Source organism: Nostoc sp. UHCC 0252 (genome assembly GCF_034931145.1).
In the GTDB taxonomy this organism is placed as follows: Bacteria; Cyanobacteriota; Cyanobacteriia; order Cyanobacteriales; family Nostocaceae; genus Nostoc.
Genome location: NZ_JAYGHE010000002.1, coordinates 15,806 through 27,481 on the forward strand (window position 1 = coordinate 15,806; position 11,676 = coordinate 27,481).

7 protein-coding genes are annotated in these 11,676 nt (G+C 39.4%); 4 read left to right on the top strand and 3 right to left on the bottom strand.

Going from position 1 to position 11,676, the window contains the following annotated elements:
* Positions 1-149: 149 nt before the first annotated feature.
* Positions 150-533 carry a nuclear transport factor 2 family protein gene (locus VB732_RS01135; protein WP_322642306.1) on the top strand — a complete coding sequence of 128 codons (384 nt, stop codon included), beginning with the start codon at positions 150-152 and terminating at the stop codon, positions 531-533.
* A 38-nt stretch (positions 534-571) separates the two neighbouring features.
* Here VB732_RS01135 and VB732_RS01140 read toward each other — a convergent pair whose 3' ends face one another.
* On the bottom strand, positions 572-1,270 hold the full coding sequence (locus VB732_RS01140; RefSeq protein WP_323228980.1) for a rhomboid family intramembrane serine protease: 699 nt from the start codon (positions 1,268-1,270) through the stop codon (positions 572-574).
* A 141-nt stretch (positions 1,271-1,411) separates the two neighbouring features.
* Between VB732_RS01140 and VB732_RS01145 the strand changes: the two genes are divergently transcribed.
* The 3 genes from VB732_RS01145 to VB732_RS01155 all read left to right on the top strand — a co-directional run bounded on the left by VB732_RS01145 (position 1,412) and on the right by VB732_RS01155 (position 7,689).
* Positions 1,412-3,541, top strand: a complete 2,130-nt coding sequence (locus VB732_RS01145; protein ID WP_323228981.1) for a tetratricopeptide repeat protein — start codon at positions 1,412-1,414, stop codon at positions 3,539-3,541.
* A gap of 408 nt (positions 3,542-3,949) precedes the next feature.
* On the top strand, positions 3,950-6,397 hold the full coding sequence (locus VB732_RS01150; RefSeq protein ID WP_323228982.1) for a hybrid sensor histidine kinase/response regulator: 2,448 nt from the start codon (positions 3,950-3,952) through the stop codon (positions 6,395-6,397).
* Positions 6,394-7,689 (top strand): sensor histidine kinase, encoded by a 1,296-nt coding sequence (locus tag VB732_RS01155; RefSeq protein WP_323228983.1) that lies wholly within the window; start codon positions 6,394-6,396, stop codon positions 7,687-7,689. Before VB732_RS01150 ends, VB732_RS01155 begins: the two co-directional genes overlap by 4 nt.
* Positions 7,690-7,771: 82 nt before the next feature.
* Here the strand turns inward: VB732_RS01155 and VB732_RS01160 are convergent, their stop codons facing one another.
* Entirely contained in the window at positions 7,772-9,535 is a 1,764-nt protein-coding gene (locus tag VB732_RS01160; protein ID WP_323228984.1) for a serine/threonine-protein kinase, read from the bottom strand.
* A 464-nt stretch (positions 9,536-9,999) separates the two neighbouring features.
* Positions 10,000-11,553 (bottom strand): GTP-binding protein, encoded by a 1,554-nt coding sequence (locus tag VB732_RS01165; protein ID WP_323228985.1) that lies wholly within the window; start codon positions 11,551-11,553, stop codon positions 10,000-10,002.
* Positions 11,554-11,676: the final 123 nt, after the last annotated feature.

Genomic DNA, 11,676 nt, shown 5'->3' on the forward strand with positions numbered 1-11,676 from the left:
TCAACAGTATATAAACAAACCTGATTTTGTCAGTAGTGGCGTGGCAAAAGCTAGATGCTGTATTTCAAAAATAAACTATGAGTCCTATCTCTTATTACTGAGACGGCTTACTTAACTCATAACTCTTGAATTTTCATATTTGATTAACTATGACAAAAGATGAAGTCTTAGCAGCGAATGCAGCATTTTATCGAGCTTTTGAACGAAAAGATATTGAGATAATGAGTACAATATGGTCACAAGGAACTGGTAGTTTTTGTATTCATCCCGGAAGTAATATACTGCGAGGTTGGAAGGAGATTCGCACCTCTTGGGAACAGATATTTAAAAACACTGCTTATATAGAAATAAATACGGATATAATTACGACAGAATTAATTGATAATATTGCTTATGTTGTGCTGAAAGAAAATGTATTCCAGGTAGTCGCTGGGAGAAGGCTTGAAGCACAATCAACAGCTACAAATATATTTCACTTTCTTGGTGGAAAGTGGTATTTAGTTCATCATCATGGCAGTCCAATTTTACGATAAGGGTAAAGTAATATCTAACTAAAGACAAGACTAATAAATCATTTTTTCCATCGCATAAAGGCTGCACCAATCGATAATCCTGCAACCTGCCCCCAGAAGACAACAGCCGATTGATTTACGCCAACAGGGGGAATATTTAAACTACCTATTCCATAAAATAACTGTTGCACAAACCACCAAAATATGTAGAAAAAAGCTGGAAGTTCGATAGGAATGTATACAATAATTAGTGGCAAAATGGTGTCAATTTTAGCTTTAGGAAACTTCATAACGTATGCTCCTAAAATAGCTGCGATCGCGCCATTTGCCCCAATTAATGGTACTGTCAAACTCGGTTCAGCCAGAATTTGTACAACCCCAGTTATAATACCAGCCGCCAGATAAAATCCGAGATAGCGTCTATGTCCTAGAATATTTTCTACAGTCTTACCAAAAACCCACAAAAATAGCAGATTTCCCAATATTTGACTAAAACTGCCGTGCAGAAATATACTAAAAAGTAGTGAACATGACCGCCAAATTACAATTATCCAAGCAGCATTGTTGAAGAATAGTGCATTTGTAATTGCCCCACTGATCTGGGCTGGAATCACACCCCAGCTATTTATAAAAGAGCCTAAAGTATCACTAAATTCTAGTTGAAGTTCCCATAAAAATACGGCAACGTTAATGCCAATAAGCCAATAATTAATTATTGGCTTATTCCAACAACGAATATTATCACTAATAGGAATCATACTAATTCGTAATTCGTAGTTCGTAATTCGTAATTAAGAAAGGAACAGTAAATATTGCTATCTGCTCTCCACTCCCTCAATTTTCCTTAACGTGTGGCAAGATTGAAATCAGATCGCATCGCACTTAAGTAGGCAAACGAGATGCTGGGAAACACACTTGTTGGAAGATACCAAATTATTAGTAACTTGGGAGGAGGGGGTTTTGGTGAAACCTTTGTGGCTTATGATACTCAATTACCCGGTTCACCTCAATGTGTGGTCAAGAAACTCAAACCCCAGGCAAGCGATCCGGTAACTTTGGAGACAGCTAGGCGTTTATTTGATACAGAAGCACAAGTTCTGTATAAATTGGGAACTCACGATCGCATTCCTCAACTTTTAGCTTATTTTGAGGATAACGCCGAATTTTACCTCGTACAGGAATTAATCGAAGGTCATGACCTAAGTCAAGAATTAATACCAGGTAAAACTCTCAGCCAAGAACAAGTAATTTCGCTTTTAGAAGAACTTTTGACAATTCTAGAATTTGTCCATCAGCAGAATGTAATTCACCGTGATGTCAATCCGCGAAATATCCTCAGACGACACCCAGATGGCAAATTAATCTTAATTGATTTTGGTGCGGTTAAACAAATTACTACCCAAGTGATTCTTCCCGAAGGCTCAATTAAAGGTACTGTTGCTATAGGTACGCCTGGGTATATCCCCGGGGAACAAGCTCATGGTACGCCAAAATTAAGCAGTGATATTTATGCTACGGGAATAATTGCTATTCAAGCTGTCACTGGATTATTACCAGAAGAAATAGTCAAAGATGCTGAGACTAATGAAATTATCTGGCGCGATCGCGCCACGGTAACGCCAGAGTTTGCGGAATTTTTAGATAAAATGGTGTGCTATGACTTTCGAGAGCGCTATCCTTCGGCAACGATCGCATTACAAGCCCTGAAAGAGTTAACACTACCACCTACTGAGACAATAGCCTTAACTCCTATTTCTCCACCCAAAAATATAACGAAAGCTCAACCGAAAAAAGGTATTTTAGGTAAAGTTTTACTAACAATATTTTTAGTGGGAGTAAGTGGAGTAGCATCAATATTTGTTTTGAATCACATTAATTCGAATAACGCTATAGAATTATCCAAGCAAGGAAATACACTTTATGATTTGCAACGTTATCAAGATGCGTTAGAAGTATATCAAAAGTCCGTTAATATTAGACCAGATTATGCCAGAGGCTGGAATGGTCAAGGCAAAACACTGTATAAATTAAAAAAATCTAAAGAAGCTTTAGCTGCCTACGATAGAGCAATTCAACTTAAGCCAGATGATTTTGAGGCTTGGAGTGGAAGGGGTTTTGTATTGTCAAGTCTACAGCGATATCAAGAAGCGATCGCATCTTTTGATAAAGCCCTAAAATTAAAGAATGAAAGCTCGGAAGTTTGGAATGCTAAGGGTGAAGCTTTTAGTAACTTAAAGCAATATGACGAAGCAATTAAAGCTTATGAAAAAGCAATTGAGTTGAAATCGGATAATTACGAAGCTTGGTACAAAAAAGGATTAGCCTTACAGTATTCTAAACGATATGAAGAAGCGATCGCAGCCTACCAAAAAGTTGTAGATTTAAAACCTGACTACGAGCAAGCTTGGTATAATTTGGGAAATGCACTAATCAATTCACAACGTTATCAAGATGCATTCAACGCTTATGACAAAGCTGTACAATACAAGTCAAATTATTATCAAGCTTGGTTTTCGAGAGGTAATACCCTACTCAATTTACGACGTTATCCAGAAGCAGTTGAATCTTTCAATCAAGTAATTAAGTATAATCCTAGTAACTATCAAGCATGGTATAACTTGGGCTGGTCGCTGCATCAAAATCAGCGCTATGAAGAAGCAATAAAAGCTTATAATAAAGCCGCAACAATTAAGCCAAGAGACTATCAACTTTGGTATAACATGGGGAATTCCCAATACATTTTGCAAAAATATGAAGATGCGATCGCATCTTATAATAAGGCAGTTCGTTATAAACCAGACCATTCCGAAAGCTGGTATAGCAGAGGCAATGCTCTACTAAAGTTGAAAAAATTTCAAGATGCGATCGCGTCTTACGATCAAGCGATAAAATACAAGCCTAATTACCAACAAGCAATAGACGGTCGCAATCAAGCCCAGATTCAATTGCAATCCGAGAAACCTAAACCGATAATTGTGCCAGTTATCCCAGTTCCTAGTCCTATTATTACACCGCCGACAACTCCCTAGTACTGCAAGGCGGAATTAAAAATTCAAACAGGTATAGCGATTCCCAGTTAAGTGGGTACAGATAATATTTTGAAACGCAAAGGAACGCAGCGAAAAGTGTGGTCTTGGGGGTTTCCCCCATGAACAACTTTTCAAGACAAAGTAAAGCGCAGAGGTATGCAGAGATTTGTACCTCAGCAGACTAGGAAACGCTATAACGTAATTCGTAATTACGAATTGTTAACAACAATTAATTGGAACTTTAGTTGATTCTCAAGAATTTTTTGAGATAAAAACTTATAATTCATGGCATTACTATAAATTTTTTGCTTATTTTACCAAAAGCTGTGAGCATCGGTAATTTCTGGGGAAATCTAAACATAACCTAGAATTTCTTATTACCGAACTATGGAATTGAGGAGCTAACCCTTGATACAACAAAACTCCAGCCTATTGGCATTCGACAAAAAAAATCATCTTTCACGAAATTTACTAATTCGATTTATTCTTGGCGGCACTACCCTTATAGTCAGTATTTCTGCCTATTTGAGCTATCAAGCCGCGAGAAATCTGATGCTCAAAGATTTGAGACATAGCGCTTTTTTAGAGGTGCAGAGAGGAAATAGTGAAATTGAAGAGTGGTTACACGTTCGCCAAGTTGAGGTAGAAACCCTGGCGAATACTTCAACTGTCCGCTCTTTAAACTGGTCTGTGGCAGAACCCTATTTAAAGTCAGAAGTCAAGCGGATCAATGAATTTTTCTTTTTCCAAATAGTTAACCCAGATGGTTCATTTTCTAATACAAAAGTTGGTCGATCCGACAAAAATATTCAGGATCGAAACTACTTTCAAAAAGCAATTGCAGGTAAGAGCAACATTTCTGACCCTTTCATCAGCCGTTCTACAGGAATTCCTTTAATAGCGATCGCCACCCCAATCTCTTCAAATTCTGCTAGCAGCAGTTCACCGATTGGAGTCTTCCACGGCAATGTGAGAGTAGATCACATTGCAGAGGTTGTTAATTCCCTGCAATACGGCACGAACAGCTATGCTTTTGCTCTCAATTCCCAAGGAGAAGCGATCATTTATCCTAACTCGGCGTTAATGTCAACCGTAGAAAAACCTGCACCCAGCCTGCTGAAAATTAGCGATCGCAATTTAAATGCGATCGCTCAGAGGATGGTAAACAAACAACAGGGAATTGAGTTAATGGAAATTGACGGCACTAAACAATATGTAGCTTATCTGCCGTTGCAAGCTGCTAATTGGTCTGTAGCTTTGGTGATTCCCCGCCAAAATATCGAATCTCGATTGCAATTCCTCGATTTAATTGCCTTAATTGTTGGTGGATTGACAGCCACCATGATTACTGTCTTGTGGCAAGTGCAAGCATTTGAACAACGTGAACTGAAAAAATCTAAAGCTGCTGCTGATACAGCCAACCATGCTAAAAGTGAATTTTTAGCTAATATGAGCCATGAACTGCGAACGCCCTTAAATGGCATTCTCGGTTGTGCCCAAATTTTGCTGCGTTCCTCAGCTTTACCCAAACAAGAGCAATATCACGTCAATATTATTGAACAATGCGGTTCTCATCTGCTGACTTTAATTAATGACATTTTAGATCTCTCCAAAATTGAAGCGAAAAAGCTAGAACTGCATTCAGATGATGTGCATTTCCCCTCCTTTATCCAAGGAATTGTCGAAATATGCCAGATTCGGGCAAAACAAAAGGGCATTTTATTTGTCTATAAACCCGCGAGCAACTTGCCTACAGGGGTTAATGTTGATGTCAAAAGATTACGTCAAGTGTTATTGAATTTACTAGGAAATGCGATCAAATTTACAGATCAAGGTCAGGTTACATTTAATATTGAAGTCATCGAGCAACCTGCTAGTGATGGGCAAACAGGGAAACATCGCCTTCGCTGTACTGTAGAAGACACTGGCATTGGTATAACTCCCGCAGAATTGAGCAAAATTTTCTTGCCCTTTGAACAAGTAGGTGACAAAAAGCGCCAAGCTGAAGGCACTGGGCTGGGTTTAGCTATTACTCGGCAGTTAGTACAGATGATGGGTAGCGATATCCATGTTAAGAGTCAGATCGGTCAGGGGAGTAGCTTTTGGTTTGAGTTAGAGATACCCGAAGCAACTGACTATTTTCAACCTGCGATGTCTACGACGGGCTACGCCTACGCTTCATCAGAGAAACAAATCATTGGTTTTGAGGGTAGCCCCTACACCATCTTGATGGTTGACGATCGCTGGGAGAATCGCACAGTGATTACAGACTTACTGCAACCACTGGGTTTTAATGTAGTTGAAGCCAGCAACGGTAAAGAAGGTTTAGAAATAGCGATCGCCCTTAAGCCAGACTTAATCATCACAGATTTGCTGATGCCAGAAATGGATGGGTTTGAATTAATTAAACAACTACGTCACACTCCAGAAATTCAGGATGTATTGATTATCGTCTCTTCCGCTAGTGTCTTTGAAGCCGACCAACATCGCAGTCTACAAGCTGGGGGTAACGCCTTTTTAACCAAACCTATACACGTAGATGAATTATTGCATATAATAGAACATTACTTAAATTTGGTATGGATTTACAAGCAATCTCAGCCTGAAGGAGAAAAAGCTAAAGAAGCAACCACAGCAACTGCTCAATTAACCCCTCCTTCCGCCCAGGTATTGCAGGAACTAGTCACCTTAGCTACTAAAGGTAACTTCAATGCCATTCTCAAGTGGGCCGATCAACTGGAAGAAACAGACACAATTTTTGCACCCTTTGCTAATGAACTACGGCAACTAGCAAGGCAATTTGATGAAGATTTGATTCTAACTTTTTTGACTAAATATGCGGTGGAAACAGTATGAAAACTATTATTGAAAACCAAAAGAATTCTATCAATTATGCTCCTTCGAGGGGAATTGTTTTAGTCGTTGACGATAACCCTGCCAATTTACAAGTTTTATCCAGCTTTTTGGATCAGTCTAACTTTGAAGTTTGGGCAGCCCGCAGTGGTGAAAAAGCACTTCAGCGATTAGAAAATGGTGATTTACCTGATTTAATCTTACTAGATGTGATGATGCCGGGTATAGATGGTTTTGAAACCTGTAAACAGCTAAAAAGCAATCCTCGTGTTCAAGATATTCCGGTTATTTTTATGACAGCCCTCTCTGAAACGGCTGATAAAGTTAAAGGTTTGCAATTAGGAGCCGTAGACTACATTACCAAACCTTTTCAGCAGGAAGAAGTCTTAGTGCGGATTGAAAATCATCTAAAGCTGAGAAATTTGACGAAAACCTTAATCGCTAAAAACACCGAATTAGAACAGACTCAAACTCAACTGATTCAAGCAGAAAAGGTAGCGGCTTTAGGTAAAATCACAGCCGGAATTGCTCATGAAGTTAATAATCCCATCAATTTTATAGCTGGCAATTTAAATTTTGTTGAAAAGTATGTACAAGAGGTAGTTAGTTTATTGCATCTCTATCAAAAGCACCTGCCTTATCCACCAGACGAAATTAAAGCCGCGATTCAAAAAAGCGATCTCGAATTTTTGTTAGATGATTTATCTAAAATTATTAAATCTATGCAAGTTGGTACAGATCGCGTTACAGAAATTGTGTCATATTTGAATAACTTCTCACGACACAGAGAAGCTGGAAAAAAACTAGCAAATTTGCATGAAGGCTTAGAAAGTACACTACTCATTCTTGGACATCGCTTTAAAGGAAATACTCACTACCCAGCTATTCAATTAGTCAAGGAATATGGAGATTTACCACTGGTTGAGTGTTTCCCTGGTGAAATCAATCAGGTTTTTATGAATTTAATTTGTAATGCAATTGATGCCATTGAAGAAACAAATAAGAATAGAGAAATTGATGCAATTTATCAACATCCTGGTGTGATTAAAATTAAAACTGAGGCAATTGGAGAGCAAGTTATTTTAAGAGTTGCTGACAATGGCTCAGGTATAAATAAAGCAGATCAAACAAAAATATTCGATGCCTTTTACACAACCAAACCCATCGGGAAAGGAACAGGGCTTGGTCTATCTATTGCTTACCAAATTGTGGTTAATAATCATCATGGTAAGCTAACATACCATTCCCAGCCAGGGGAAGGCATAGAGTTTATTATTGAACTACCCATCCGATGAAACCAATTCGCAATTCGCAATAGAGCCTCCGGCACGCTACGCGAACGCAATTCACAATAAATCAAATCGGATTCCTATATAACTACCGAATATTAACTTCTTGTAGGTAATTTACTCCCTGGAGATATTCAATCCTATTCCCTGAGTTTTTAGGAATAAATGAATTTGTTCTTTTTGTAGAAGCTACCTTTTGATTGTCAGCCTGCACACGTTGTTTTTGAGTATACTCATTCAGTTTGACTTGAGCTTGAGCATAAACTAGAGTATCGTTGGGAATATTTCGGAGAAATTTTACAGCCCGCTCAAAATCACCAATAGATGCTTTTTTATAAGCGTTTTGTAAAAAGTATGCTGCTCTGATTTGACGCTTTCGGTTGTACTCAGCCAACTTATCTTGAACTAAAGCACCTGCACGACTTTCTTTAGGAATTTGCCGCAGATATTGTAATGCAGTAGAAAAATCTCTGATCTCGGCACTTTCGTAAGCTTTTGCTAATAAATCTTGGGTCTGTGCTTCAATATTGATGTATGCTTTCTGAACTAGTTTATCTGTTTTAGATTGCCAATATGAAATATTAGGAATTTGCGAAACAGCATCAAGAACATCTGACCATCGGCTCTCATGAAAAGCTATTTGAGCGATTTGGTATTGTTGTGCAGCAACTTGCCATTGCCCTTGCCATTCTTCAATTGTGGCCTGCGCTTCTGGATAAACATTACTGTGGGAAGGAATTGATTTAACAAGTGCGATCGCTTCTTGTAAATCCCCAGCTTGATATTCTTGTGTAGCTTTAGATAAAGTTTCTGTTTCTGAGTATGCAGGGGCAGTATTAATTAAAGAATATACACCAAATCCCATCAATAAAGAATTAGCCGCCAGTCCGACTTTCATTCCTGTGAATAATGGGGATAAGTTGCCAGGTGTAGGATTATTATCTTCAATCGCCGCTTCTAAAAAAAATTGATTATCTGCTTCTAATGTTTCTAGTGGCTGCTCCCATGTCATTTGTTTGAGTACTCGCAGCACCTCAGCCGCAGACTGGAAGCGATTTTGAGAATCGTAGCGGATCATTTGGCTGAGAACAGCAGCTAGATAATCGTTAACTGGCGTATTTTGAGAACGCCAAAAAATTTCATTAGTATAATGATCAACTTTTAATTGTAGTGGTTCTAGTCCCGTTAAAGCCTGGATAGCAATCATCCCCAAAGCATAAATATCACTGTTGGGCTGTGTTTGACCAATAAATTGCTCTGGCGGTATATATCCCAATGAAGTGACGGGAATTCTATAAATCGGCAATTCTGCACCGATGCCAAAATCGATAGACTGGATTGAGCCAAAGTCAATCAAAACTAACTTGCGTAGGGCATCGCTATTACGTCTAATCAGGTTTTCCGGTTTGATGTCACAATGAATCACGCCTTGAGAGTGGACAAATTCTAAAATACTTAAGACATCTATCAGGAATTCTACAACTTCCCTTTCACTCCACAGACATCCCCACTGTTGAGCAATGGGTAATTCCGCAGTCAGCGCATGTCCTTCAATTAGCTCTTGTACTAAATAAAACTGGTTGTTTTCTTCAAAGCAAGCGATAAATTCAGGAATTTGTTGATGGCTTCCTAGAAGTTTGAGAGTTTCAGTTTCAGTTAAAAACATTAACCTCAGCATTTCCAGGTAGCCAGGTTCGGAACTGTTGACTTTAATCTGCTTAACAACGCATTTGGGATTCTCTGGATAATCTACGTCTACAGCTATGTATGTTTGTCCAAATACCCCTGCACCCAGGCTTTGGACAATTTGGTAACGCCCTTGTAGTAATTTACCGATTATGTGGTTAGTCATGACCTGGTTACTCAGTAAGTCCTTATTATTTAGTTTTTCTGACATTCCCTCCTGTTTCCGGAATGCTTTAGAAATAAATGAATGGAGTTTTGATACATTAAATGTATGTTTAATTTTTTAAGTATTTTTGCGTAGAAAAATATGATGTTTTATTAAATTTTGTATTTTTATAGCAATTCTCCATTGAAGATGCACTTAATCTTGAAAACGAACCGCCAAGTACGCCAAGTACGCCAAGGAAGAGGGATATAAAGAATTGGTATTAGTAAAGAGTTAATATACGTTTAGTAATTATCAGAGTTAATCTCAAACAAGAGTAGCTAAAATTGATTGTCTAAACCAACAGCATATTCGTCTAGCGATCGCTCAATACGGTTTATTTAAGGGTCAACTGTACAAAATTGTGGGTTTTTGAGACGCGATAAATCGCCGTCTCTACAAGTGTTTCTTTTGTTTTCAGTTGTCTAGCTATTGATTTCTTCGTCGTGTTCAGCTACTTCAGATTTATCTTGTAACGGCTTCACTACCCGCGCGATCGCTTCTTGAATAAAAGCTTTAATAAATTCATCTCTGCGATTAATTTGAAACTGTTTCTGCACAACTTCCGTCATTCCACCATCACCCCAGTCTTGGTCATGACGAAAATATTCAATAAAACTTTTACCAGCAATTCGCGTTAAATAAGCTGCTGTCACGCCTTGAATGGCTCTACCAACCAGAAAGGTAGCAACATTGAGTTGCAACGCTGTAGATAATAATTGAATCGCTCCCTTGACAATACCTAAACTGGCAATAGTTTTCGCTAAAGAAAGGGCTAACTCTCGTCCCCGTTCCATATTCAACTCACAGCCGTAGACTCTGCCAATTTCCACAACCATTTGAGCATTAACAGCTGCTGTCGCCAATAAATCTACTACTGGTATAGGCGTGACTGAGACTACACCAGCACCAATCCATTGGAACCGTTCTACGATTTTGTCAGCTTGGCGGCGACGCTGACCATCGATGAGTTTTCGCGCTTCGTCTCCCAATCGCAGAGATTGTAAAAGAATATTATCCGCCACCAAATCTTCACCTTCGGCGCGTAAAACAGCAGCCGTGCGCCGCAGCAAAGGGACAATATCGGGTTCTGGCTGGTAGGTTTCGCCAGTTTCTAATTGTGCAGATTGAGGATTAGCCGCGATCGCTACCACATCATTAGTAGCAATAAATCCCCGTACCCGTTGACGCAATCTTGCGAGGATGGCATCTCTATCTTCATCTGTATATAAATCAGTTTTGTTGAGAACTAGGAGCGATCGCTTGCCAATTTCTGCTAATCCCCGCAACGGCTCATATTCTGAACGGCGTAAGTCATTATCTACCACAAATAACAGTAAATCTGCTTCTGTTGCCAGTTCTCGCGCCATTTGTTCCCGTTCCGTTCCCGCCACACCTGCTTCTAAAATCCCTGGCGTATCAGTAATTAAAATCTTGCGTTCTAATCCCTTCAATCGCAGACAATAAGTTTCTCCAACCTGGGTTGTACCCATCGGTGCATCCACTTGACCTACCATGCGTCCCATAATCGCATTTACTAGGGAAGTTTTGCCAGCACTCCCCGTACCAAATACCACTACTTGAATTTCACCCCGTGCTAAGTTCGCTTCAATCTCGCGCGATCGACTCAATAAAGCTTGGCGTGTAACTTCATCTTGAATTTGCGCTACCTGTTGGCGCACAGCTTGGAGAGTTGTAGAAGCAGCGTCAGATTTAGCCGCAGGAATTTGGGCCGCAGTGACTCGCTTGGGGTTGCGGCGCGATCGCTTTTCCCCAGATTGAATTACCAATACATAATAAACAAAAGCCGCAACCAAGGCTCCTATGAGGACAATCAGCAGCAACAGCAGCAAATTGCCAAGCAACGGCGAATAGGACAATTGCCAATAGAGGCGCGATAGGGAATCAATTAGCCATAGGGCTAGCCCCAAAATGACGATCAGACCAACAATTAGCGTTACTATGCGCGACAGAGGCATGGCTGGGAAAGGTTAGTGGGTATTTAGTAAGCAGATGCTTCTGATCTTAATAGTTTCAGGATTTTTTGAGATCAAATTGGATTGCGATGTCTCAGTAGAGAGAGATACTTCTAATCTTCACAG